21 protein-coding genes are annotated in these 23861 nt (G+C 63.2%); 11 read left to right on the forward strand and 10 right to left on the reverse strand.

What is annotated here, in order from left to right:
- Window positions 1-294: 294 nt before the first annotated feature.
- The 5 genes from U0004_RS12445 to U0004_RS12465 all read left to right on the forward strand — a co-directional run bounded on the left by U0004_RS12445 (window position 295) and on the right by U0004_RS12465 (window position 6077).
- On the forward strand, window positions 295-1593 hold the full coding sequence (locus tag U0004_RS12445) for a maltoporin (protein WP_081345412.1): 1299 nt from the start codon (window positions 295-297) through the stop codon (window positions 1591-1593).
- A 245-nt stretch (window positions 1594-1838) separates the two neighbouring features.
- Complete coding sequence (locus U0004_RS12450) at window positions 1839-3092, forward strand: ABC transporter substrate-binding protein (protein ID WP_034777937.1); 1254 nt, start codon at window positions 1839-1841, stop codon at window positions 3090-3092.
- A 115-nt stretch (window positions 3093-3207) separates the two neighbouring features.
- Entirely contained in the window at window positions 3208-4092 is an 885-nt protein-coding gene (locus U0004_RS12455; RefSeq protein ID WP_034777935.1) for a carbohydrate ABC transporter permease, read from the forward strand.
- Window positions 4089-4958, forward strand: a complete 870-nt coding sequence (locus U0004_RS12460) for a carbohydrate ABC transporter permease (protein WP_034777933.1) — start codon at window positions 4089-4091, stop codon at window positions 4956-4958. The genes U0004_RS12455 and U0004_RS12460 overlap by 4 nt, the downstream gene beginning before the upstream one ends.
- A gap of 9 nt (window positions 4959-4967) precedes the next feature.
- Complete coding sequence (locus U0004_RS12465) at window positions 4968-6077, forward strand: ABC transporter ATP-binding protein (RefSeq protein WP_070253664.1); 1110 nt, start codon at window positions 4968-4970, stop codon at window positions 6075-6077.
- 67 nt (window positions 6078-6144) lie between these two features.
- Here the strand turns inward: U0004_RS12465 and U0004_RS12470 are convergent, their stop codons facing one another.
- From U0004_RS12470 to U0004_RS12500, 7 genes are all read right to left on the reverse strand, one after another.
- Entirely contained in the window at window positions 6145-7812 is a 1668-nt protein-coding gene (locus tag U0004_RS12470; RefSeq protein WP_070253663.1) for a ParB-like protein, read from the reverse strand.
- A gap of 77 nt (window positions 7813-7889) precedes the next feature.
- Window positions 7890-8921, reverse strand: coding sequence for a ParB/Srx family N-terminal domain-containing protein (locus U0004_RS12475; RefSeq protein WP_217495205.1), 1032 nt, complete (start codon window positions 8919-8921; stop codon window positions 7890-7892).
- Between the two features lie 112 nt (window positions 8922-9033).
- Window positions 9034-10269, reverse strand: a complete 1236-nt coding sequence (locus U0004_RS12480) for a maltoporin (RefSeq protein WP_070253662.1) — start codon at window positions 10267-10269, stop codon at window positions 9034-9036.
- A 91-nt stretch (window positions 10270-10360) separates the two neighbouring features.
- Window positions 10361-11494 (reverse strand): ABC transporter ATP-binding protein, encoded by a 1134-nt coding sequence (locus U0004_RS12485; protein ID WP_034777928.1) that lies wholly within the window; start codon window positions 11492-11494, stop codon window positions 10361-10363.
- A gap of 10 nt (window positions 11495-11504) precedes the next feature.
- Window positions 11505-12344, reverse strand: coding sequence for a carbohydrate ABC transporter permease (locus tag U0004_RS12490; protein ID WP_034777925.1), 840 nt, complete (start codon window positions 12342-12344; stop codon window positions 11505-11507).
- Window positions 12345-12352: 8 nt separating this feature from the next.
- Window positions 12353-13267 (reverse strand): carbohydrate ABC transporter permease, encoded by a 915-nt coding sequence (locus tag U0004_RS12495; RefSeq protein WP_034758088.1) that lies wholly within the window; start codon window positions 13265-13267, stop codon window positions 12353-12355.
- A gap of 111 nt (window positions 13268-13378) precedes the next feature.
- Window positions 13379-14644 carry an ABC transporter substrate-binding protein gene (locus tag U0004_RS12500; protein WP_034777923.1) on the reverse strand — a complete coding sequence of 422 codons (1266 nt, stop codon included), beginning with the start codon at window positions 14642-14644 and terminating at the stop codon, window positions 13379-13381.
- A 355-nt stretch (window positions 14645-14999) separates the two neighbouring features.
- On the opposite strand from U0004_RS12500, the gene U0004_RS12505 reads away from it, so the two are divergent.
- From U0004_RS12505 to U0004_RS12515, 3 genes are read left to right on the forward strand one after another with little or no spacing between them, the layout of a single operon-like run.
- Window positions 15000-16328, forward strand: a complete 1329-nt coding sequence (locus tag U0004_RS12505) for an ABC transporter substrate-binding protein (protein ID WP_230522030.1) — start codon at window positions 15000-15002, stop codon at window positions 16326-16328.
- Entirely contained in the window at window positions 16303-17016 is a 714-nt protein-coding gene (locus U0004_RS12510) for a response regulator (RefSeq protein ID WP_034777921.1), read from the forward strand. Before U0004_RS12505 ends, U0004_RS12510 begins: the two co-directional genes overlap by 26 nt.
- Window positions 17009-18472, forward strand: coding sequence for an ATP-binding protein (locus tag U0004_RS12515; protein ID WP_034777919.1), 1464 nt, complete (start codon window positions 17009-17011; stop codon window positions 18470-18472). Before U0004_RS12510 ends, U0004_RS12515 begins: the two co-directional genes overlap by 8 nt.
- 21 nt (window positions 18473-18493) lie before the next feature.
- On the opposite strand, the gene U0004_RS12520 is transcribed toward U0004_RS12515, so the two are convergent.
- Window positions 18494-19144 (reverse strand): TetR/AcrR family transcriptional regulator, encoded by a 651-nt coding sequence (locus tag U0004_RS12520; protein WP_231958185.1) that lies wholly within the window; start codon window positions 19142-19144, stop codon window positions 18494-18496.
- A gap of 122 nt (window positions 19145-19266) precedes the next feature.
- Here U0004_RS12520 and U0004_RS12525 point away from each other — a divergent pair, with 122 nt between their 5' ends.
- The gene (locus U0004_RS12525; protein WP_070253660.1) at window positions 19267-20646 is read left to right on the forward strand and encodes an MFS transporter; all 1380 of its coding nucleotides are present in this window, start codon (window positions 19267-19269) and stop codon (window positions 20644-20646) included.
- A 3-nt stretch (window positions 20647-20649) separates the two neighbouring features.
- Here U0004_RS12525 and U0004_RS12530 read toward each other — a convergent pair whose 3' ends face one another.
- Window positions 20650-21867 (reverse strand): hypothetical protein, encoded by a 1218-nt coding sequence (locus tag U0004_RS12530; RefSeq protein ID WP_070253659.1) that lies wholly within the window; start codon window positions 21865-21867, stop codon window positions 20650-20652.
- A gap of 198 nt (window positions 21868-22065) precedes the next feature.
- On the opposite strand from U0004_RS12530, the gene U0004_RS12535 reads away from it, so the two are divergent.
- Window positions 22066-22443, forward strand: coding sequence for a type II toxin-antitoxin system RelE/ParE family toxin (locus U0004_RS12535; protein ID WP_412101869.1), 378 nt, complete (start codon window positions 22066-22068; stop codon window positions 22441-22443).
- A 20-nt stretch (window positions 22444-22463) separates the two neighbouring features.
- Window positions 22464-22799 (forward strand): helix-turn-helix domain-containing transcriptional regulator, encoded by a 336-nt coding sequence (locus U0004_RS12540; RefSeq protein WP_071653604.1) that lies wholly within the window; start codon window positions 22464-22466, stop codon window positions 22797-22799.
- Window positions 22800-22814: 15 nt separating this feature from the next.
- On the opposite strand, the gene U0004_RS12545 is transcribed toward U0004_RS12540, so the two are convergent.
- The gene (locus U0004_RS12545; RefSeq protein WP_070253657.1) at window positions 22815-23837 is read right to left on the reverse strand and encodes a Gfo/Idh/MocA family oxidoreductase; all 1023 of its coding nucleotides are present in this window, start codon (window positions 23835-23837) and stop codon (window positions 22815-22817) included.
- Window positions 23838-23861: the final 24 nt, after the last annotated feature.

Raw genomic sequence — 23861 nt, forward strand, 5'->3', positions numbered from 1 at the left:
TGGCAAAAACCAAGGATTTTAATTCGTATACGTGCCGCGTGCCGAAAAATGCGGGGCACCCGCGCAAATGCTTGCACGCAGCGCCGGAAACGGGCGGCGCCAGCTGAAAAATCAGGGCGGTCAACCGGCAAATCCCTGCGCAAATAAAGTGTCGCAGAGTAGTCGTAGGATTACAACATAATATGTTGATATTTGTTCGTAGTATAGTTACTATGTCCCTGCTGGAAAGAATTCTGGCCAGTACATTCGGCCACGAATGACTAGATAAAAAATAAATTACTGAGGAGACTTACCATGCTGCATCGCACCATGTTGAAGGCCGTGTTGAAGACACTGCCAGCTGCCATCGTCTTGGCCATCGCCAGCGGTTCCGCTGCCGCCGACCCAATGTACCCATCCGACTCCGAAGGCTTCCACGGCTACCTGCGCGCTGGCGCCGGCAGCAATACGTCGAGCGACGGCGGTTCGCAAGGCTGCTTCGGCCTGGGTGGCAATACCATGAAATATCGTCTGGGCAATGAGTGCGACGCCTACACGGAATTCGGCTACACCAAGTCTGTTGCCAAGTCCGGCGGCGTGAACTACCTGGCCACCATCTGGGTCAACGCCTACGCGCCAAACTCGGATTTCGGCGACAACAAACTGGGCATCGTCAAGGCCTATGTCGAAGCGCAGGGACTCGATTTCCTGAACGGCGGCACGGCTTGGGTCGGCAAGCGTTTCTACTACCGTCCTGACATCCACATGCTGGATCTGCAATACATCAACATGAACGGCACCGGCGCCGGCCTGGACCGCATTCCTGTTGGCCCGGGTAAATTCTCGTATGCCTTCTTCAAGGACAACGACATCAATGCCCGCGATAAGAACACTGGCGCCATCACCGGCACCCGTTCCGCCGTGCGCCAGAACTTCATCTACGGCGAAATTCCCGTCAATGAAAATGGCACCCTGGACCTGGCCGCGACCATCATCACGGCCGAAGGCAAGGACAACGACATCTACGGCCCGAAACATAACGGCTGGCAACTGTCGGCATTCCACCGTCAAGGCAAAGTCTTCGGCGGCGGCAACACCTTCGGCGTGCAGTACGGCGTCGGCCCTGGTGTTGGCGGTGACGGCAACGGACAGTTCGGCGCCTCGGGCAGCACTTCCTACGGTTCTGACCGCAAGCGCACGCGCGTCTTCAATGACATGGCGATCCAGCCGATGGAAAACTTCGGCATGGAATTCGTCGCCCTGTGGCAAAAAGACGAATCGACCGCCGCCGGTTCCTCGACCTGGACCTCGGTCGGCGTGCGTCCTGTGTACGCATTCACCAACAACTTCAAGCTGGTGGGCGAACTGGGCACGGACCGCGTGACGCAATCGGGCGGCCAGCCAGCCAAGCGCCTGACCAAGCTGACCATCGCACCGACGATCTCGGCCGGCCCTGGCCTGTGGTCGCGTCCTGAACTGCGCGCTTTCGTGACGTACGGCAAATGGAACGATGCGGCCACCGCCTCGGTCAACGCGTCGAACAACGGCGGCCCGATCTACAACAACAATACCAGCGGCACTTCCTATGGTTTCCAGGTAGAAACCTGGTTCTAAGTTAGCAGGCGTCGTAAGTCTAAATCAACCTGGCGCATCCTTCGCGGATGCGTTTTTGGCGCCGTCCCGTGATATAAATGCAATGTAGTCGTTTCATGGATCACGGCGCCGTCTTTTCACTGAAGATGATGCCCGTTTGCAAGCGGGTCTGAGTACAAGAGCGCCGGTACAGGCGCAGATTTCACCTTTTTCGGCCCCCGTATGCCGAAGCCCCCTAAAAGCTTGATCAAAAAAGGAATGTGGAGATGAAACTGAAATTCAAGATTACCCAACTGGCCGCATTGACCACCCTGGCATTCGCTGGCAGCGCCTTTGCGACCGACGTGGAAGTGTTGCACTACTGGACCTCCGGCGGCGAAGCGAAGTCCGTGGGCCAGTTGCAGCAAATCGTGAAAGAAAGCGGCTTTGGCTGGAAAGACTTCGCCGTGGCCGGTGGCGCTGGCGAAAACGCCGCGACCGCGCTGAAAACCCGCGTCATTTCCGGCAACCCGCCAACGGCTGCCCAGCTCAAGGGCCCATCGATCCAGGAATGGGGCGCAGAAGGCGTGCTGGCGAATATCGATGATGCCGCCATTCCAGGCAAATGGGATGCCGTGCTGCCGAAAGTCGTCGCCGACATCATGAAATACAAGGGCCACTACGTCGCCGCTCCCGTCAACGTCCACCGCGTCAACTGGATGTGGGTCAATCCGGAAGTGCTGAAAAAAGCCGGCGTGGCCACCACTCCGACCACCTGGGATGCGTTCTTCGACGCGGCCGAGAAAATCAAGAAATCGGGCGGCATCGCGATCGCCCACGGCGGCCAGCCTTGGCAGGACGCCACCGTGTTTGAATCCGTCGCGCTGGGCGTAGGCGGCACGGAATTCTACAAAAAGGCCATCCTCAAGCTGGACCAGAAGGAATTGACCGGCCCGACCATGCTCAAGGTGTTCGACACCCTGGGCAAGGTGAAAACCTACATCGACAAGGATGCGGCAGGCCGCGACTGGAACCTGGCCACCGCCATGGTCATCAACAACAAGGCCGGCTTCCAGTTCATGGGCGACTGGGCCAAGGGCGAGTTCACGGCTGCAGGCAAGGTGCCGGGCAAGGACTACCTGTGCGTGGCAGCTCCTGGCACGGACAAGGCCTACACCTTCAATATCGATTCGTTTGCCATGTTCACGCAAAAGGATGCGAATGCGAAGAAAGGGCAGATCGCCCTGGCCAACGCCATCATGAATCCGAAGTTCCAGTCGATCTTCAACCTGAACAAGGGTTCCATCCCTGTGCGTTCCGGCGTTTCCAAGGACAAGTTTGACGCTTGCGCCCTGAAATCGATGGAAGACATGGACGCCACCAACAAGACCGGCGGCCTGGTGCCATCGTTCGCCCACGGCATGGCGCTGCCATCGGCCACGCAAGGCGCCGTGACCGACGTCATCGCCAAGTTCATGAACACCAACATGAGCTCGAAAGACGCGGTTGCAGCATTGGCCAAAGCGGCAAAAGTGAAGTAATCACGACGGCGCCGGCACTCCCGCCGGCGCCCGCTGCATCGCATGCATCGCAGGCGTCCGCCCTGGCGCTCGACCAGGCCGGCGCCACACGCAGTTCTACTTCTACGGCTGTCCTATGTCCATACGCAAGCAATTCGACCGATGGATACCGCAGATGGTGTTGGGCCCCACGCTCATCGCCAGCTTGGTATTCGTCTATGGTTTTATCTTTTTGACCGGTTGGCTGTCGCTGACCGAATCGCGGCTGATGCCGAACTACGAGTTCGCCGGCCTGGTGCAATACTACGAGCTGTTCGATAATGAGCGCTGGTGGACCTCGCTCAAGAACCTCGGCATCTTTGGTGTCCTGTTCATCGGTTGCAGCATCGCCATCGGCCTGTTCCTGGCCATCCTGCTGGACCAGAAAATCCGCGCCGAAGGCGCGCTGCGCGCCATCTACCTGTATCCGATGGCGCTGTCCTTCATCGTCACCGGTACGGCCTGGAAATGGATGCTCAATCCCAGCCTGGGCCTGGAAAAGGTCATGCACGACTGGGGCTGGACCTCGTTTACCTTCGACTGGCTGGTGAACTCCGACATGGCCATCTACACGGTGGTGATCGCCGGCGTCTGGCAGTCGTCGGGCTTTGTCATGGCCCTGTTCCTGGCCGGCCTGCGCGGCATCGATGATGAAATCATCAAGGCGGCGCAAGTCGATGGCGCGTCCCTGCCGACGATCTACTGGCGCATCGTGATTCCCGCCATGCGTCCCGTGTTCTTCAGCGTGCTGCTGATCCTCGCGCATATCGCCATCAAGAGCTTCGACCTGGTCATCGCATTGACGGCTGGCGGACCTGGCAATTCGTCGTCCGTGCCGGCCATCTTCATGTACCAGTTTTCCTTCACCCGCGGCCAGCTGGGCCTGGGCTCGGCATCAGCAATGATGATGCTGGCCACCATCGTGGCCGTGCTCGTGCCGCTGATGTACCTGGAAACGCGCAGCGCAAAGGCGATGAGATGACACCTACCCGCAATAATCGCCTCACCCTCGGACGGGTGGTGGTATACCTGCTGCTGATTCTGTTTGCGGTGTACTACATCGTGCCCCTGTACGTGACCCTGTCGACGTCGTTCAAGTCGCTCGACGAGATCCGCAGCGGCAACCTGCTGGCCTTGCCGCACGTGTGGCAGTTCGATTCCTGGTCCAAGGCCTGGTCCTCGGCCTGCACGGGCGTCACCTGTGACGGCATGCAGCCGTTCTTCTGGAACTCGATCAAGATGGTGATTCCCGCCGTGCTGATCTCGACCTTCCTGGGCGCCTTCAACGGCTATGTGTTCGCGCACTGGCGCTTCCGCGGTTCGGAAATCCTGTTTGCCGCCTTGCTGGTGGGCTGCTTCATTCCGTTCCAGGTGGTGATCCTGCCGATGGCGCGCCTGCTGGGCGAATTCGGCCTGGCCAATACGACTACCGGCCTAGTCTTTGTCCACGTGGTGTATGGCACGGCGTTCACGACCCTGTTCTTCCGTAACTACTATATCGGCGTGCCGGAAGAATTGATCAAGGCGGCGCGCATCGACGGCGCCGGCTTCTTCCTGATCTTCCGCAAGATCGTGCTGCCGATTTCGGGTCCGATTTTCGTCGTCTGCATCATCTGGCAATTCACGCAGATCTGGAACGACTTCCTGTTCGGCATCGTCTTCGCCAGTGGCGATTCGCAGCCGATCACGGTGGGCTTGAACAATCTGGTCAACACGTCCACGGGCGTGAAGGAATACAACGTCAACATGGCGGCCGCGGTGATTGCCGCGCTGCCGACCCTGCTGGTCTATCTGGTCGCAGGCCGTTATTTTGTGCGCGGTCTGACCGCAGGCGCAGTCAAAGGTTAAGGAAAGAATATGTCCAGTTTATCGATACGCAGCATCCGCAAGGTGTACACGAATGGCGTCGAAGTCCTCAAGGGCATCGACATCGAGATCAAGGATGGCCAGTTCCTGATCCTCGTCGGCGGCTCCGGCTCCGGCAAGTCGACCTTGCTCAACATGGTGGCCGGCCTGGAAAGCGTCACGTCGGGCGAAATCCTCATCGACGGCAAGGTCGTCAACGACCTGCCGCCGAAGGACCGCGACATCGCCATGGTGTTCCAGTCCTACGCGCTGTACCCGTCGATGACGGTGCGCGAAAACATCGCGTTTGGCTTGAACGTGAAAAAAGTGCCGAAGGCGGAGCAGGAAGAAATCGTCGCCCGCGTCGCCGAAACCCTGCAGATCACGCATTTGCTCGACCGTCGTCCGGCGCAGCTGTCGGGCGGACAGCGCCAGAGGGTCGCCATGGGCCGCGCCATTTCGCGCAAGCCGTCGCTGTTCCTGTTCGACGAACCGCTGTCGAACCTGGACGCCAAGCTGCGCGTGGAAATGCGCGCCGAGATCAAGCTGCTGCACCAGCGCCTGAAGGCCACCATCGTCTACGTCACGCATGACCAGATCGAAGCGATGACCATGGGCGACCTGATCGCCGTTATGAAGGATGGGGTAGTGCAGCAGCTGGGCACGCCGCAGGAAATCTACGACAACCCGGCCAACCTGTTCGTGGCCGGCTTCATCGGTTCGCCATCGATGAACTTCATCACCGTCAAGCCTGTCATCGAAGGCAACGAGGTGTTTGTCGCCATCGAGAACGCGGGCAAGAGCATGCGCCTGGCCTTGCCGTTCGCGGCCGACAAGCTGCGCAGCTATGCGGGCCGCGACGTGATCCTGGGCGTGCGCCCGGAGCAGATCACGGACATGAGCAGCGCGCACGGCGACGTGGGCCAGGAACTCGGTTGCCTGATCGACCTGGTCGAGCCGACCGGCCCGGATACCTTGCTGACGACGCGCCTGAACGGCGCCGCCGTCACTTGCCGCACGCACCCGCGCGAAGCCGTGCTGCCAGGACAGACCATGCAGCTGTCGTTCAACCTGTCGAAAGCGGCCCTGTTCGATCCGGCCAACGGCGAGCGCATCGCGTAAGCGTCGTTACCCATGAAAACGGCCCGCCTGTCAGCTGACAGGCGGGCCGTTGTCGTTTGCGCCGCGCTTATTTCGCCAGAGATTTCTTGTACGCGATGGAATAGCTGAGCTTGCCCGTTGGCGTGACCAGGTCGTCCAGCGCCGCCTGGCTGAAGACGCCCGTCCAGCCCAGGGTTTGCGCCGTCACGCCGCGGCTGACGATATCGTTCGCCTTCAGGCCGGCCATCGCCGTCGATGCGCTCTTGATGGTGGCCATGTAGCTGGCGGCGTCGCGCGTATCCGTCTTGGCCAGGTCGATGCCGGCCTGTGTGCGCAGCCAGTCGGCCCAGTAGAATTCGAGGAATTCCGTGGCCGTCGACGGCACCACGTAGCCGGCGTCGCGCGTGAAGTAGACGAGCGAGCGGTACGGGTCGTTGCCCAGCGACTTCAAGCCGATGGACGCGGGCAGCTGGCTGGTGGCGATCGCCTTGTTGCTGCCGTCTTTCAGCCAGACCTTGTTGACCTTTTTCATCTGCGCCCAGAAATCGTATTCATTGAGCTTGCTGAAATTGTCCGTCACCTTGACCCACACTTTCAGCTGCAGGTTCTGGCCATTGTCGGCGTCGCGGAAGGCGGAAAACGTGTGGTGGCCGTCCGTCAGGTACAGGGTGCCGTTCGGGCCGATGACGACGGTCTTCATGTCGCCCGGCTTGGTGCCCACGGCGGCCTTGCACTGGAACGTCGCCGGTGGATTGGTCAGGGTGGCGCCGGCCACGTTGGCCGTCTTGCTTACCACGTCGTCCTGGCCGTTGGCTTCGCACAGTTCGGCGAATTTCTTCGGCTTGTTGGTCTTGGCCATGACCAGGTCTTCCGCGCCATAGCGGCCCAGCTTGTAGTACACCTGGTCGTAGCCGATGGCCGGTTGCGTGGGGTGCAGTTCGTCGAGCGACACTTGCAGGAAGACGGGCGCTGCATCGGTGCCGGCAGCCGTGGCTGCCAGGACTTGCTGGCGCGCGCTGAGCACGGGCGGCGTTTCCAGCACGCTCTTGCCGGTGGCGAGCGGCGCGCCGCCATCGGTGATCTGCGCGACGATGCTGCCGCTGGCGTTGACGATATCGATATCCGTACCGTTCTGCTTTACCTGCAGGTTGTCGAGCAGGACGTCTGCCGGGTCCTTGCTGTTCGGCGTCAGGGGGCCATTGACGAAATCATAGCTGGCCGCCATGCCCAGGGTTTGCAGGGGCGCCGCCAGGGCCGTGCCCAGCTGCGTCTGCGCCGTTTGCAGGCGTGCCGCATCGATGGCGGCCAGGCTGGCGGGGGATGCGCTCGACGGGATGCTGCCCAGCAGTTGCATGGCGATGACGGAGGTGAGCGGCGTCAGGTTGACGGCGCTTTCCTTCAGCGACAGTGCGTACAGCGTGGTGCCGCCTGCCGGCGTGACGGAGACGAGGAAGGGCGCCTTCGCCGTGGCGGCCAGGGTGATGGCCGCTTTGCCGTTCGCGTCCGTGGTGCCGCTGCCGACGGCATTCTTGCCGGCGTCGAGCACGGTGACGGAGGCATTCGCCACGGCCTTGCCGGTGGCCGCTACCACGTTCAGGATGCGTGCGGGGGTGACGGGCTCCACCGGGGCGACGGGCGCCGTGGTGGTGTCGCGGTAGTCGTTGCCGCCGCAGGCGGCCAGGCTGGCGCCCAGCGCGAAGGCGATGGCAATGGATAAGGTGCTGCGGGTGCTGCGGCGGATATTGTGCTTGTACATGGTGTCCCGTGATGTCGGCCTGAAAAGTGCCGACATGCTAGCGGGCGCAGATGTCAGGATGATGACACGCCGGGAGGTTACTGGCGCAGCAGCGACTTGCGGTAGCCGATGGCGTAGCCCAGCTTGCCCTTGTCTTCGGTCAGTTCGTCGAATGCTGCGTGGTCGATTTCGCGCAGCGCGCCAAGGTCCTCCGCGCGCTTGCCGCCGCTGACGATCTCCGCCGGTTGCAGCGCCACCATCGCCTGCGCGGCCAGCAGGATGGCGCTGGCATACGCGGCGGGATCAAGCAGATCGGCAGGTTCCAGGTTGAGCGCCGGTTTGCGGCGCAGCCAGTCGGCCCAGTAGAATTCGAGGAATTCCGTGGCCTTGTCGGGCGGCTCGTAGCCGATCCCGCGCGTAAAGTAGACGAGCGAGCGGTACGGATCGTCGCCCAGGGCCTTCAGGCCGATGGCGGACGGCAGCTGCTGCGGCGTGATGGCCTGGTTCTGGCCGTTTTTCAGCCACACCTTGTTCTCTTCGCGCATGCGCGTCCAGAAGGCCGCTTCGCCCAGCGCGCTGAAATTGTCGCTGACCTTGACCCAGACCTTCAATCGATGATTGCGCCCGCCATCGGCATCCAGGAAAGTGGAAAACGTGTGGTGGCCATCGGTCAGGTACACGGTGCCGCGCGGGCCGATGACGACAGTCTTCATGTCGTCGGGACGGCTGCCCACGGCCGCCTTGCAGCGGTAGCCGGCCGGTGGCGCGGCCAGGGTGGCGTCCGGCACATTGGCCGTGCCAGGCAAGACGTCGCCTTGGCCATTGGCTTCGCACAGGTCGGCGAATTTCTTTGGCTTGGCGATGTCGGCGATGTGTTTTGCCTCGGCCGCATAGCGGCCCAGCTTGTAGTACACCTGGTCGTAGCCGATGGCCGGCTGGGTCGGATGCAGTTCATCGAGGCTTACCTGCAGGATGCGCGGCTGGGCGGCGCTGCCCACGACGGTGGCCATCAGCGCCTGCTGGCGCGCGCTCAGGACGGGGGCCGGCGCGATGGCGGCATCGCGGGCCCAGGCCATGCTGGCGAAAGACAGGGCCAGCGCGGCGGCGACCCGGGGAAATGCGGTGTGCATGCGACCTCCGAAGTGAGCGGTATGGCGTGCAGCATAGCGCGGCACGCGATTTCGCGCAGTCCGACAGGCGCATGCACTGCGCCATATCAAGATGGGTAATTAAAACCAGCGCTTAAAACCACGTTTCCACCTGCAGGCCGAACGAGGTGCCGCTGGTGGCGTTGCCGTACACGGGGCCCGATTCATTGGCCTTGTTGACGGCGGCAGTGGCGGCGTCGTTCCATTTGCCGTAGGTGACAAAGGCGCGCAGCTCGGGGCGCGACCAGTAACCTTTGCCCGCTGTCAGGGTGGGCGCGAAGGTCAGCTTGGTCAGGCGCTGCGCGGCGCCGCCCGTGGGCGAGGTCACGCGGTCCGTGCCCAGCTCGAATTGCAGCTTGAAGTTGTCGTTGACGGCATACACGGGGCGCACGCCCAGGGTGGTCCAGGTCGAACTGCCGCCCGTGGCGTCGGACTTGTCGCGCTGCACGATGGCGATCATTTCCGCGCTCCATTCCGGCGTCGGCTGTATCCACAGCGAATTGAAGATGCGCAGGCGCGTGACGTCGCTGCCGTTGCGGATCGACCCCGTCGTGCCCATGCGGTCGCAGCACTGGCCGCCGGCGCCCGTGCCCGGCCCCACGCCGTACTGGATGCCGAAGGTGTTGGCGCCGCCCCACACTTTATCCAGCTTGTGCAGCACGGTGGCCTGCCAGCCGCTGTGCGAGGTGCTGTCCTTCTTGTCGGGCGTGATGAGGGTGGTCAGCACTTCCAGCGTGCCATCCTGGTTGATGGGGATGCCCTGGTAGACGAGATTTTGCCGGATGGCCGAGTTGCCGGGCTTGTCGTTATCCTTGAAGAAGCCATAGCTGATGCGGCCCGGTCCCAGCTTGTACTGGTCGATGCCGCCGCCCGTGCCGTTCATATTGATGTATTGCAAGTCCAGCATGTGGATGTCGGGACGCATGTAGTAGCGCTTGCCGATCCAGGCCGTGCCGCCGTTGAGCATGGCGATGTTTTTCGCTTCCACGTACATCTTCGACATGCTCAGCTCCGAATCGCTGACGGCGGAGCTGGGCGTGTAGGCGGCCACCATGATATGGCCGACGAAGCTGACGCCATTGGGCGACTTGGCCATTTCCTTCTGGTATTCGAACTCGCCATAGGTGTCGCATTCGTTGCCGAGCCGGTAGCGCATGGTGTTGCCGCCCAGGCCGTAGCAGCTTTGCGGGCCGCGGCTGTCCGAGCTCGAGCCGAGGCCGGCGCGGAAGTAGCCGTGGTATTCGCCTTCGGCATCGCTGGCGTGGGCGGCGCCGCAGGCCAGCAGCATAGTGCAGGCCAGGGCCAGCGAGGTCTTGATCGGGTGTTGCATGGAATCTCCTTGTCGTTATCAAAATGCGTGCTTGGGCACGTCGTACCGGATCGCTGCCGATCCAATCGGGGGACTGCCTGGGCGGAAAGGTTCAGGCGGCCAAAATCTGTTTCGATGAAATCAGGTTGCCGGGTTCGCGCCGCGTGCGCGCCACGCCTTGCGCGTCGAACAGATGGAAGGCGCTGCTGGCGGCCGAGACCGTGAATGGCTGGCCCAGCGGCACGCGGTTGTTGCCGTCGCCGCGTATCACCAGTTCCTGGCCGTTGTCCAGTGCCAGGTAGATGAAGTTGGCTTCGCCCAGGTGTTCCACCAGGCTGACGACGCCCTGGAACTGGGCGCTGCCATCGCCGTTTTCCAGGATATGTTCGGCGCGCAGGCCGACCGTGACGGCATCGCCCGGCAGCAAGCCGGCCGGATCGACGAGGGCCGTGATTTCCTGGCCGCTGGCCAGCGCCACGCGCACGCCATCGTCCTGCGCGGCGATGACCTTGCCCTCGAAGAAATTCATCATCGGCGCGCCGATGAAGCCGGCCACGAAGCGGTTGGCCGGCTGCTGGTACAGCTCGAGCGGCGTGCCGGCCTGCTGGATATGGCCGCCATGCATGACGACGATCTTGTCGCCCAGGGTCATCGCCTCGACCTGGTCGTGCGTCACATACACGATGGTGGCGTTCAACTGGCGATGCAGCTTGGCAATTTCCAGCCGCGTCTGCACGCGCAGGGCCGCGTCGAGGTTGGACAGCGGCTCGTCGAACAGGAACAGCTGCGGTTCGCGCACGATGGCGCGGCCGATGGCCACGCGCTGGCGCTGGCCGCCCGACAGTTCGCGCGGCAGCCGTTCCAGCAGGTGGTCGATCTTCAGGATGGCGGCCGCGTGGCGCACGCGCTGGGCGATGGCTTCCTTGCTGGCGCCAGCGATCTTCAGGCCGAACGCCATGTTGCGGTACACGCTCATGTGCGGATACAGGGCATAGCTCTGGAAGACCATGGCGATGCCCCGTTCGGCCGGCGGCAAGTCGTTGACAACCTTGCCGCCGATGGACAAGGTGCCCTGCGAAATGCTTTCCAGGCCGCACAGCATGCGCAGCAAGGTCGATTTGCCGCAGCCGGAAGGGCCTACCAGTACGACGAATTCACCGTCGCGGATGTCGAGGTCGATGCCGGCCAGCACATTGTGGCGGCCGTCGTAGGATTTGGTCAGTTGTTGCAGGCTTACATGGGCCATGGCGCACCTATTATTTGACCGCGCCGGACGTCAGGCCGCGGATCAGTTGACGAGAGAAAATGACGTACATGACGAGCACGGGAATGACGGCCAGCGACAGCGCCGCCAGCACGGAGTTCCAGTCCGTCACGTATTGGCCGATGAATTGCTGCACGCCCAGGGTGACGGTCTTGGTGCGGTCCGATGGCGCCAGGATCAGCGGGAACCACAGGTCGTTCCAGGCGGGAATCATGGTGAACACGGCCACCGTGGCGATGGCGGGGCGGATCAGGGGCAGGATCACCTGGAAGAAGATGGCGAATTCGCCCACCCCGTCGCAGCGCGCCGCATCCTTCAGTTCGCGCGGCACCTGGCGCACGAATTCGGACAGAATCATCACGGCCAGCGGCAAGCCCTGCGCCGTGTACACGAGCACCAGCGCGCTCAGGGTGTTGATCAGGTCGAGCCGCACCACCAGTTCCAGGATGGACACCGTGCCGAGGCGGATGGGGATCATGATGCCCAGCGCCAGGTACAGGGTCAGCAGGCGGTTGCCCGTAAACGTGTATTCCGACAAGGCCCAGGCCGCCATGGCGCCGAACAGCACGATCAGCAGCAGCGACAGCAGAGTGACGAACAGGCTGTTGCCGAAGTACAGCAGGAAGTCGGAATTGGCCAGCACCTTGTGAAAGCCCACGAGCGAAAAGGTGGACGGCGTGGGCAGGGCCAGCGGATTGTCGAAGATGGCGGCCCGCGTCTTGACCGAGTTGATCAGGATCAAGACGATGGGGAACAGGGCGATGATGGTGTAGCCGGCCAGGATCGCATGCACGGCGGCGCGGCCCAGGGGGCGGGTGGAAACGTTGCGCATGGCGGCCCTTACAGTTCGTAGCGTGTCAGCTTGCGCTGCACGAAAAAGAAATACACGCCCACGCCCACGAGGATCACGAGGAACATCATGGTGGCCACGGCGGCGCCCATGGTGGGGCTGCCCAGCTGGGCCTGATAGCCGAAGAAGGTGCGGTAAAAGAAGGTGCCGAGGATGTCGGTGGCGTAGTTCGGTCCCGCCAGCGCGCCTTTCACGGAATACACGAGGTCGAAGGCGTTGAAATTGGCGACAAAGGTGAGGATGGTCACCAGTCCCAGGGTGGGCCAGATCAACGGCAACTTGATTTGCCAGAAGATGCGCATGGCGCTGGCCCCTTCCGCGTGGGCCGCCTCGATGATTTCCTCGGGCACGGCCAGCAGGGCCGCATAGATCAGCATCATGGGAATGCCGATATATTGCCAAACCGAAATGAGGGCGATGGTCAGCAGGGCCGTCGATTCCTGGCCCAGCCACGGCGCGAAGTAACTGCCGATGCCGACGCCATCCATCAGCGACTGGCCCACGCCCCACAGCGGCGACAGGATCAGCTGCCAGATGAAGCCGATGATGACGACGGATAGCAGGGTCGGCAGGAAGATCAGGGTGCGGTAGCTGCGCTCGCCCTTCAACCCCTTGAGGCTGAAGAGGGTGGCCAGCAGCAGGCCGATGGGATTTTGCAGCAGCATGTGAATGAGGAAGAACTTGCAGTTGTTCCACATCGCATTCCAGAAACTTTGCGACCATTGCGGGTCGAACAGGATGGTGGCGTAGTTGGCCAGGCCGGCAAAATGGTGCTGGCCGCTCTCGTCGGTCGTGTACAGGCCGAGACGCAGGGTATCGGCCAGGGGCAGGGCGCTGAACAGCGAGTAAATGACCAGCGCCGGGGCCAGGAACACGAGCACGTGCCATGGGAAAGCTTTTTTCACGGCGAAACTCCAGACGAAGAAAAGCACCGGCGGCGGGGCCGCCGGCAAAACCGTGCCACCGGCTGCCGCATCGCTTTGCTCAGGCCGGTTGCGCGGGGAGGAGGGAGGGATTTATTGCTGCTGCGGCTTGTACCACTTGGCAAAGCCGGACTGGATCTGGCGCGCCGCGTCCTTCGGCGCCAGCTTGCCGTTCAAGACCTGGGCGTTGACGTTCCACAGCTCGTTTTCCATGCTCGGTTCGCCACGGTTGAGGATTTGCGCGTTCAGGCGGATGGTCGAGGCGCAGCTGGCGCGCCAGCCGTTCATCTGCTTGGCCAGCGGATCTTTGATGGAGATCAAATGGTTTGACAGCGAGAAGAAGCCCGTCACCTTGTTGGTGTAGATGTCGGCGAATTCCTGCGAACCGAGCCAGGCGAGGAATTTGTAGGCGTCTTCCTTGTTCTTCGACTTTTTGTTGACGCTCATGCCGATGTCCGTGTGGTCCGAGATATAGCACTTGTCGCCGGCCTTGCGCACGGGCGGGTTGAAGGCGCCCAGTTCCAGTTCCGGGTCTTGCTTGAAGTAGGCGATGTCCCAGGAGCCGGACGGGTAGATGGCGGCCTTGCCCAGCGCAAACTGGTTTTGGCTGTCGCCATAGGTTTGCGCGCTGGCCCCCTTGGACAGGTAGCTGCCCAGGCGGGCCTCGTATTCCCAGGCGGCGACGAATTGCGGGTCGGTAAATTTGGCCTTGCCGGCGATCAGCGCCTTGCGGCCTTCTTCACCCTTCCAGTAATTGGCGCCGATGCTGGTGAAGACCACCTGGTTCGCTTCCCACTGGTCGGCCGTGCCCAGCGCCAAGGGCGCATATTTGCCGCTTTTCTTGACCGTTTCCAGTACCTTGAAGAATTCCTCTTCCGTGGCGGGTGGCTGCAGTTTCAGTTCGCGGAAGATTTTTTTGTTGTACAGGAAACCATGCATGACGGAGGCGATCGGCATGCAGAAGGTGTCCTTGCCATCGTCCGTCTGCCACGCCACCTTGGCCGAGGCGGGGAAGTTATCCATGCCGGCCTTGCCGTCGAGCTTTTCCAGCTGGCCCCGCTTGTACAGGGCCAGCGAGACGTCGAACGGGCGGCAGGCCAGCAAGTCGCCTGCCGTGCCGCCGCTCAGGCGCGCGTTCAGGGTGGAATCGTATTCGGTGGGGGCCGTGGGCGAGAATTTGATCTCGATGCCAGGGTGCTTTTTCTGGAAGGCGGGAATGAGTACCGTTTCCCACAGGGTCTTGTCATCCACGCGCCAGCTTTCGATGGTGAGCGTGCCAGCCTGTGCCGTGCCGCTGGCCAGCAGCAGGGCCAGTAATGTGTTGCGCGCGGCCACGCCGCCTTTTGCATGCAGTTGCATGTCGTCTCCTTGTTGGTGTTGGTCTTGTTTTACTGCCGGTTACGCTGCAGTTGGCGGACAGTAGCATCGGAGAAAATGTGACGCCAGCGCCTGGCATCGGGCCGATGTATTTTGCTTATCCTGTTGATTCAAAAGGATAATTTTCAAATGCGCAGGTGCGCTTGCTTACCTTTCCTTACCGTCATCCGCTGCCGTGGCGCGCCGCGCGGGGCGTCGGGTGGCTGGCCCGGTTTATCCTCCGCGCAAGATAGGGCAACAAAAGCTCACATTTCTTTACAAATCAAGGTGCTAAATTACCAACATGCTGTTTTGTAGTTGGGCTATAGTTTGTCGCGACAAGAAAAAGGGGACAGGATTGAAGACGCCACCGCGCAGCACCGCCGACCGCCATGCCGGGGCCGCCCGCCGTCGCGGCGTGGCGGCGCTGGCGTTGCTGGCTGCCATGTTCTGCAGCGTGCCCTTGCGGGCCGAGCCGCTGCAAGTGCTGCACTGGTGGACGTCAACCGGCGAACGCCGCGCCGCCGACGTGCTGGTGGCACGCCTGGCGCAGGAAGGCGTCGAATGGCGCGACGCGGGGATTGCGGGCGGCGCCGGGGTCGGCGCGGGCAAGGTCTTGAAGAGCCGCGTGCTGGCCGGCAATTCGCCGGAAGTCATGCAGCTGATCGGCTATACCCTGGGCGAATGGAGCGACCTGGGCTTGCTGCTGCAGCTCGACAGCGTCGCCGCCAGCAACAACTGGCGCGCGACCATGTATCCCACCGTGTGGGGATTGCTGCAAAACCGGGGCCATACGATGGGCGTGCCGGCCGGCATCCACCGCATCAATACCCTGTTTTACAACCGCAAGATCTTCCAGCGCCTGGGCCTGGCCGTGCCGCGCAGCTGGAGCGACTTCGAGCGCGTGGCCGGCAAGCTGCGCCAGGCCGGCATCACGCCGCTGGCGCAAAGCAGCGAAGCATGGCAGGTGGCGACCTTGTTTGAAACGCTGGTGCTGGCCGAATCGGGGCCCGCGTATTACCGCGCCCTGTTTGTCGACAAGAAAGCCGAAGCGTATGCCGACCCGCGCCTGCGCCACGCCTTGCAGCGGCTGAGGTCGCTGAAGCAGTGGATGGGCACGCCGCTGCGCGAACAGGGCTGGCCCGAAATGGCGCGCCAGGTGGGCGATGGCGAGGCGGCCATGTACATCATGGGCGACTGGGCGAAGGGAGAGCTGAACGCCTGGGGCCGCGCCACGGACGAAGTGTTCGGCTGCGCCGCCGCACCGGACACGGGCGACTACCACCTGTACAGCATCGATACGCTGGCCATGTTCGCGTCCGACTACACGCACCAGGGCGCGCAGGAAAAGCTGGCGCAGGTGGTCGCTTCGCTGCCCGTGCAGCTCGAATACAGCCAGGTGAAGGGCTCGATTCCCGCCTTGCGCCAGGCCGACCTGTCGCGTCTGGACAGCTGTGCACGCGCCTCGGCGCAGGCATTCGCGCGCGGCGCCGCGTTCCAGGCGCCCAGCCTCGTGCACCGCATGGCCACCGATGAAACCAGCAAGGACGCCATCATCGCCGAAGTGCACCGCTATTTCCTGGACGAGACGATCAGCGCGGCCGACGCCCAGCGCCGTATCGGCAGCATGTTGCAGGCGCTGAATAAAAAAGGACGAGACCATGTCACGCAAAATCCTGGTCGTTGACGACGATCAAAAGACCCGCATGCTGTTGAAGGCCTACCTGGAAAAGAACCAGTACGAGGTGGGCCTGGCGCACGATGGCGCCACCTTCCTGGCCGAATTCCACCGCCACGTCGACAGCCTGTCGCTGGTGATCCTCGACGTGATGCTGCCCGACACGGATGGCTTTGCCCTGTGCAAGGTGGTGCGCGCCCGCTCGAACGTGCCCATCATCATGCTGACGGCCAGCTCCGACGAGACGGACCGGGTGGTGGGGCTGGAACTGGGCGCCGACGACTACATCGCCAAGCCCTACAGCCCACGCGAATTGCTGGCGCGCATCAAGGCCATCCACCGCCGCACGGGCATCGACGCGGCCGCGCCGCCCCGCTATTACCGCTTCGTCGGTTTCACCCTCGACACGCTGGAGCGCACGGTGACGGATGCCGATGGCGAAGCGCTGCAGCTGACGGGCCTCGATTTCCAGCTGCTGCGCTACTTTGTCGAGCATCCTGGCGATATCCTCGACCGCAGCGTGCTGTGCGAGCAGACGCGGGGGCGCGACGCGGGGCCGCTCGACCGCTCGCTCGACGTGCAGGTCAGCCGGCTGCGCTTGCGCCTGAAGGACGATGGCAAGCAGCCCATGCTGATCAAGACGGTGCGCGGCGCCGGCTATGTCTTTTCGGCCGACGTGAGCAGCGCGCATGCCTGAGCGGGGCGCGCGCCGGCTGCTCGAGCGCCTGTTGCCGCCGTCGCTGCTGGGGCGCTTGTCCGTGGTGATGGTCGCCGGCGTGCTGGCCACGCAACTGGTGGGCAACCTGATCTGGGCCACGCAGCTGCGCCGCGACTCGGCGGTGGAGGCGCGCATGGCTTCGCAGCACCTGGCCCGCAGCGCCGCCAGCACCATCCGTTTCTTCCTCAGCCTGCCGGCCAACTACCGCCCCATCCTGATCCAGCAATTTCGCGAGATGGGCGGCACGCGCTTCTTTGTCAACGTCAACCAGGGGCCGCTGGCCATCCGCGAAATCGCCCCGCACGCGCTGGCCGATACGGTGGTGGCCACAGTGGGCGCGGCGCTGAAGAACGACTTGCCGCAGCTGGCCGGCTACCGTGTGGGTTTCGCCTGGCCGGGCGACCTGGTGGTGGCCGACAGCGGCGCGCACATCGGCGACTTGCCGGAAAACTGGGTGCAGCACATCTTGCTGCTGAAACCGAATCCCGCGCCCGTCCTCGTGATCCAGGCCGAGCTGGAGCCTGGCAACTGGCTGTACCTGGCGGCACTGATGCCCAACCCGTATTTCTTGCAAAGCAGTAATCCGTGGACATTGGACCGGGTATTGCTGCAAGCGTTGTCGCTGGCGGCCGTGCTGCTGCTGTCGATCCTCGTCGTACGCTGGACAACACGGCCGCTGGCCGCCTTGTCGGACGCGGCCGAAGCGTTTGGCCGTGGCGAGACGCCGCCGCCCCTGCCGCAGACGGGCAGCCGCGAGTTCGTGCAGACGGCGCGCGCCTTCAGCGGCATGCGCGAACGCATCCAGCGCTACCTGGAAGACCGCGAACGGCTGTTCGTCTCGATTTCGCACGACTTGCGCACGCCCATCACGCGCCTGAAATTGCGCACGGAACTGCTCGACGACGATGTGCAGCGCAACGAATTCCACGATGACCTCGATGAGCTGGACATGATGGTCAAGGGCGCGCTGCAATGCGTGAAGGATAGCGATATCCATGAAAACGCCACCGAGGTGCGGCTGGACCCCTTGCTGCAGCGCATGGTGCGCGGGACCCAGCTGGCTGGCCATGAAGTGCATTACGCGGAGACGGGCCTGAGCGTGAAGGCCAAGCCCCTGGCCCTGAAGCGCGCCATCGGTAATCTGCTCGACAATGCCCTGTTTTATGGCAAGACGGCCCACCTGTCGGCGTGCCGCGAAGGCGTCAACGTGGTGATCCGCATCCGCGATGACGGCCCCGGCGTGGCCGAAGAGGCGTTCGCCAGCCTGTTCCAGCCCTATGTGCGCCTGGAACATGGCCGCGAGCAAAACGCGCATGGCATGGGATTGGGGCTCGGTATCGCGCGCAGCATCATCCAGGCCCATGGCGGCGAGCTGACCCTGGCCAACCACCGCGACGGCGGCCTGGAAGCGACCATCCGCCTGCCGGCACACTGAAGTGCCGCCATGCCTGCCGCGTCAGTGCGGCGTGCCCAGCATGCGCAGGCAGGCGTCGGCCACGTCAGCGGCGAAGGCGCTGCTGTCCTGTAACTGCGCGGCGATGGCGTCGTCCGTCACGCCGTGCACGGCCGAGTAAATCATCAGGGCCGCCAGGCGCGGCTGCGGCAGGGGCCATGCGCCCGCCGCCGCGCCGCCCGCCAGGATGGCGCCGAGCTGGGCCAGGATGGCGTTCTTGTCGGGATTGTCCGCAGGGTCGATGCCGATGCTGCGCCGGTGGCTCGTGTAGACGATGTCGTGCAATTGCCAGGTGCCCAGGTAAGTGGCGACATTCGCCTGCACCCATGCGCGCAGCCGGCCTTCCCAGTCGTTGGGCATGCACAGGCCGATGGCCGCTTCCAGGCTGGCCAGGAAGTGCTGCGTATAGCGTTCGGCCAGCGCCGCCAGCATCTCGTGCTTGGACGGAAAATAGTGATAGAACGTGCCTTTCGCCACGCCGGCCAGGCTGGTGATGTCGCTGACGGTGGTCGCGTCAACACCCTTGTCGAGGAACAGGCGCTCGGCGGCGGTCATCAATTCATCGAGGCGCACTTCGGCTGGTTTGGTGCGGGGGCGTGCGGGCGTGTCCGTGGCAGGGGCGGCGTCGTGCATGGCGCGGAGGAAAGTAGTCATGCGTCTAGTATAAGTGAAGCGCTGGCGCTGCCAAAGCTCACCTGTGCACACGATTGGTTTTTAATTGACCGACGGTCAGTCGATTGTTATGATGAAGGCAAACTCATACATCGGAACCACTCATGCAACGTTATCGCCGGGCGGCTCTGGTAGCCGCCGCCTACCTTGGAACCTTTCTTGCCTCGCTCGATATCAGCATCGTCAACGTGGCCTTGCCCACCTTGCAAACGGCGCTGGCGACGGATATGGCGGGCTTGCAGTGGGTGGTCAACGCCTACGCGCTGTGCCTGTCGGCCTGCATGCTGTCGGCCGGGCCGCTGGGCGATCGGCATGGGCACAAGCGCATCTGGCTGCTGGGCGTGGCGTTATTTACAGTGGGCTCGCTGCTGTGTGCGCTGGCCGCCAGCCTGCCGCTGCTGCTGGCGGGCCGGGCCGTGCAGGGCGTCGCGGGGGCCTTGCTGATCCCCGGCGCGATGCCGATATTGAGCCACGCGTTTCCCGACCCGCGCGAACGGGCGCACGTGATCGGCGGCTGGTCGGCTTTCAGCGCGCTGGCGCTGATTCTGGGGCCGCTGCTGGGCGGCATGCTGCTGGAGACCACGGGCTGGCAAAGCATCTTCCTGATCAACCTGCCGCTGGGCTTGCTGGCCATGCTGCTGGGGGCCTGGGGCATCACGGAGCGCCATTACCGTGAGCAGGCGGCGCTGGACCGGACGGGGCAGGTACTCAGCATCGTCTGGCTCGGCGCGCTTACCTACGGCTTGATCGCACTGGGCGAGGCGGACGGACCGGGCGGCATGGCTGCCTGGCCATCGCTGGGCGGGGCGCTGCTGGCCTTCATCGCCTTCCTGGCCGTCGAAGCGCGCGCGCCGCGCCCCCTGTTGCCGCTGCGGCTGTTTCGCGACCGGACCTTTGCGGTGATCAACCTTGCCTCGCTGGTGCTGGGTTTTGCCTGCTACAGCAGCCTGTTCTTTTTCTCGCTGTACCTGCAGCAAATCCAGGGCTGGCCGGCGGGCGCCAGCGGCTGGCGCATGTTGCCGCAGTTTGCGGCCATGGGCATCGTTTCCCTGTGCTTCGGCCGCCTCAGCCGCCACGTGTCCCTGCGGCGATTGATGCTGGCGGGCTATGTGCTGGCGGGGCTGGTGCTGCTGGCGACGGCGACCTTGGCGCCGCGGACGCCCTACGCCATCGTCGGCAGCCTGTTCGGCCTGCTGGGCCTGGCCATGGGATTGGCCGTGCCAGCCACGGGCTTGCTGGCGATGGCAGCCGTGGAAGGCGAGCGGGCCGCCATGGCATCGGCCATCATGAATGCCTTGCGCCAGGCGGGGATGACCATGGGCGTGGCCGTGCTGGGCAGCGTGATGAGCTTGCGCGCCGCCACCCTGCTGGAGCGGGCGGGGCAGGTTGCCGCCCTGGCCGCCGGCTTTCAGCTGGCGATGCTGATGGCAGGGCTGGCGTGCCTTGCCGTGGCCTTGCCGCTGTACTGCTTGCCGCCGAAGTAAGGCTCAGGCACGCAAGGCGCTGGGCACGCGTGGCGACGACATCAGGTCGCGGAACGCGGCCCAGTGTTCCGCGCGCGTCGCGCCCTGGCGCTCGACATAGGCTTTCGCCATGTCCTGGCCCAGGTTGTAATTGATGACGTACGCGCCCATGGCGTCGTAGAACTGCAGGCGCTGCGCGGATTTCTCGGCCGGGTACAGGCGCACGTTGACCAGCCATTCCAGTGCCTCTTCGCGGTTCAGGCTGCCTTCGAGGTACTGGCGCGCGATATCGTTGTCGGCATAGCTCAGTTTGGCCAGCAGCCCATTGAGTTGCGCATAGCGGGGCGCCAGCGCCGGATCGAGGCCGGCCAGCGGGTACAGCACCTGCTGTTCGAAAGCCAGCCGCTCCGCATCCGTGAAACTCAGTTCGATGCCGTAATTGGCCGTGCCTTCGGCAATCAGGGATTGCGGAGAATATAGCGGATAGATGCAGTATTCCATCCAGCCCTTGCCACGCACCAGGTCGCGCTCGAGCAGCACGTTGTAGACGTGGTGGCCCGGATACGCTTCGTGGCAGCCGAGGTCGACGGCGCGGTCTATGTACACGGGCAAGTCGGTATTGATCTGGATCACGCTCTGGTAGTTGCCCTTGTACCAGTTGTAGCCGCTCCACGGCTTGTCGGTGACGAATTCCAGCACGAAATCTTCGCCTTCGGGCAGGGCGATGTACTGCAAGGTGCGTTCGCGGCCCGCGCGGATGGCCGCATCCATGACGGCGCGTAGTTTGTCGGCGGGAATGACAAGTTGCGCGCGCAAGGCATTGACCCGGTCGCTGACCGTGCCGTCGCCAGGCAGCAGGGCATCGATCTGCGCCACCAGTTCTGCATAGTATGCGCGGCTGTGGTGGGGCGAGACGGCGTCGTACAGGCGCGCGCTTTCCGTATCGAAATCCAGGCGCGATCCCTGCAGCATGTCCGCCTTGGCCAGCACGGCTTGCAACTGCTTGCGCAGGTTGAGGGCGCGCAAGCAGGCGGCGTCGGTCAGCAGGGCCAGCGCCGCGTTTGCACCATCCTTGATATCGCTCAAATCCTGTTGCTGTTCTGCCGCTACGGCCTGCCATTCTGGCGGGCCGTAATACGCGTCCACATACGAGACATCGTGCTGGCCCATGGCCAGGACCAGCTTGACATAGCGTTCGGCCACGTCGGTGAGGAGGGGAGAGTGGCTGTCGTGCTGCGTCATGGTGGCATGCTTCCTGGCGGTTGAACAGGTGCTTATTGTATAGCGCATCTGCATGCAGATGCGATGTACACACGCGACATCATTTCCCTATAACAATTAGAAAAACGCATCTTGATGTAGCTCAGTGAACCCGGCATTCGCGGCCTGTGTGCGTGGGTTTGGTAGCAAGATGGGCGGCCTACTTTTTTACATGTACACGTGATTTCCCCCTTGATCTTTCTTCGTTTATGGACGAATATGATGTACGAGATACGGCACTACCTGACATCATCGGGCAGGGATTTGTATACGGAATGGCTGAAGCGCCAGCGCGACAATACAGCCAGGGTAGCCATCGTGTGCCGCGTGCTGCGTATGATTGCCGGCAATTTTGGCGACCATAAATTTTGCCACGACGGCGTGTGGGAGTTGCGCATCGATGTGGGACCCGGCTACCGCGTGTATTACGCCATCGCTGACGGCCAGATCATTTTATTATTGTGTGGCGGCGCAAGCGCGTGGAGACAAGCGCACGCAGTCGAAAGATATCGAATACGCCTGTGCCTGCTGGTACGACTGGAAGGAGAGGGAAGGTGAAAGAGGACGTGAAAGAGGTCATGAGCAAACCACCAAGAGACCGCTCGCATGACGAGGCGATGGCCGAACTGTACCGCGACGATCCCGCCTTTGCCCTTGTATTGATCAACGATATCCTCGTCGATGGCGACCGCGGCGAACTGCTGGCCGTGCTACGGCAGCTGACGCGCGCCTTTGGCGGCGTGCCCGCCGTGGCGCAGGCGGCCAAGCTCAATCCTACCCAGCTGTACCGCACCTTGTCGCCCGATGGCAATCCCTCCTTGAGCACCTTGACGGCCATCCTCGATGCCATGGGCTTGCGCCTGGCCGTGGAACCCAGGCAGCCCGAGCGTCCATTTCCCGCGCCGGCTGCCTGAGTCCCTGCCTCTGGCTTAAAACTCCACGGGCCGTGCCTCGCGCATCGCTTGCGTCATGGCCAGGCCGATGCGCGTTGCTTCCGTCGCGTCGTGCAAGGTCAGCGACAAGGTGCGCCGGCCCAGTGCCGCATCCGTGAACTCCTGCGCCTCGATCAAAAAGGCGTCGGCGAAGCGGGCATAGAAGTCCGGCGTGCATTCATTGCGTACGCCATGCGCATCCGAAATTTCCACCCTATTCAGGCGCGGATTGCTGCCCACGGCCAGGCGGCCGCCCGTGCCAAACACTTCCGTCAGGGTTTCGTGGCCGTGCGCCATGGTGCGCGAGGCCATGAAGCTGGCCATGCTGCCATCGGAAAATTCGACCGTCGCCAGGCCATTGTCCACGTCGCCGAACGCCTGCAAGCCCGTGTGGATGGCGTTGGTGCCGCTCGCATACACGCGTTTGGGCACGGGATTGCCCAGCAGCCAGCGCGCCAGGTCGATATCGTGCACGCTGCAATCGAGGAAGATGCCGCCGCTGGTGGGGGCGAAGCGCATGAAGGCGCCGCTGGGGTCGTTCTGGTCGCAGGTTTGCGAACGCACCAGATACGGCTTGCCGACGACACCTTGGGCGATCTTTTGCTGCGCGTCATGGTAGCTGGCATCGAAACGGCGCACGAAGCCGATCATGACGGTCAGCTGCGGGTGGCGCGCCGCTTCCGCTTCCACCTTCAGGCAATCGGCCAGGTCCAGGGACAGCGGCTTTTCGCAAAACACGTGCTTGCCGGCGCGCAGGGCGGCGATGATCTGGTCCGCATGCAGCGAGGTGGGCGTGACGAGGAAGACGGCGTCCAGGCCCGGGTGGGCCAGCAGGGCGTCGTAGTCGGCATAACCGGTGGTGATGCCGAGCGTGCTGGCTGCCCAGTCCAGTTCTGCTGGTACGGGGCTGCAGGCGGCCACGACTTCGGCATTCGGCACGCGCTGCGCCAGGTTGATGGCGTGGCGCTGGCCCAGCCGGCCCAGGCCGACGATGCCGACTTTTAATGTTGGGGATGACATGGTGTCTCCAGGTATTTTTATTAT

Source organism: Janthinobacterium lividum, assembly GCF_034424625.1.
GTDB classification, from domain to species: Bacteria; Pseudomonadota; Gammaproteobacteria; order Burkholderiales; family Burkholderiaceae_D; genus Janthinobacterium; species Janthinobacterium lividum.

Excerpts from the sequence above, each read along its gene's own strand:
- U0004_RS12455 (WP_034777935.1), top strand. The coding sequence starts at position 3,208 with ATGTCCATACGCAAGCAATTCGACCGATGGATACCGCAGATGGTGTTG.
- U0004_RS12500 (WP_034777923.1), bottom strand. The coding sequence starts at position 14,644 with ATGCAACTGCATGCAAAAGGCGGCGTGGCCGCGCGCAACACATTACTG.
- U0004_RS12465 (WP_070253664.1), top strand. The coding sequence starts at position 4,968 with ATGTCCAGTTTATCGATACGCAGCATCCGCAAGGTGTACACGAATGGC.
- U0004_RS12530 (WP_070253659.1), bottom strand. The coding sequence starts at position 21,867 with ATGACGCAGCACGACAGCCACTCTCCCCTCCTCACCGACGTGGCCGAA.
- U0004_RS12540 (WP_071653604.1), top strand. The coding sequence starts at position 22,464 with ATGAGCAAACCACCAAGAGACCGCTCGCATGACGAGGCGATGGCCGAA.
- U0004_RS12475 (WP_217495205.1), bottom strand. The coding sequence starts at position 8,921 with ATGCACACCGCATTTCCCCGGGTCGCCGCCGCGCTGGCCCTGTCTTTC.
- U0004_RS12480 (WP_070253662.1), bottom strand. The coding sequence starts at position 10,269 with ATGCAACACCCGATCAAGACCTCGCTGGCCCTGGCCTGCACTATGCTG.
- U0004_RS12460 (WP_034777933.1), top strand. The coding sequence starts at position 4,089 with ATGACACCTACCCGCAATAATCGCCTCACCCTCGGACGGGTGGTGGTA.
- U0004_RS12470 (WP_070253663.1), bottom strand. The coding sequence starts at position 7,812 with ATGTACAAGCACAATATCCGCCGCAGCACCCGCAGCACCTTATCCATT.
- U0004_RS12450 (WP_034777937.1), top strand. The coding sequence starts at position 1,839 with ATGAAACTGAAATTCAAGATTACCCAACTGGCCGCATTGACCACCCTG.
- U0004_RS12485 (WP_034777928.1), bottom strand. The coding sequence starts at position 11,494 with ATGGCCCATGTAAGCCTGCAACAACTGACCAAATCCTACGACGGCCGC.
- U0004_RS12525 (WP_070253660.1), top strand. The coding sequence starts at position 19,267 with ATGCAACGTTATCGCCGGGCGGCTCTGGTAGCCGCCGCCTACCTTGGA.
- U0004_RS12515 (WP_034777919.1), top strand. The coding sequence starts at position 17,009 with ATGCCTGAGCGGGGCGCGCGCCGGCTGCTCGAGCGCCTGTTGCCGCCG.
- U0004_RS12490 (WP_034777925.1), bottom strand. The coding sequence starts at position 12,344 with ATGCGCAACGTTTCCACCCGCCCCCTGGGCCGCGCCGCCGTGCATGCG.
- U0004_RS12545 (WP_070253657.1), bottom strand. The coding sequence starts at position 23,837 with ATGTCATCCCCAACATTAAAAGTCGGCATCGTCGGCCTGGGCCGGCTG.
- U0004_RS12510 (WP_034777921.1), top strand. The coding sequence starts at position 16,303 with ATGTCACGCAAAATCCTGGTCGTTGACGACGATCAAAAGACCCGCATG.
- U0004_RS12445 (WP_081345412.1), top strand. The coding sequence starts at position 295 with ATGCTGCATCGCACCATGTTGAAGGCCGTGTTGAAGACACTGCCAGCT.
- U0004_RS12520 (WP_231958185.1), bottom strand. The coding sequence starts at position 19,144 with ATGACTACTTTCCTCCGCGCCATGCACGACGCCGCCCCTGCCACGGAC.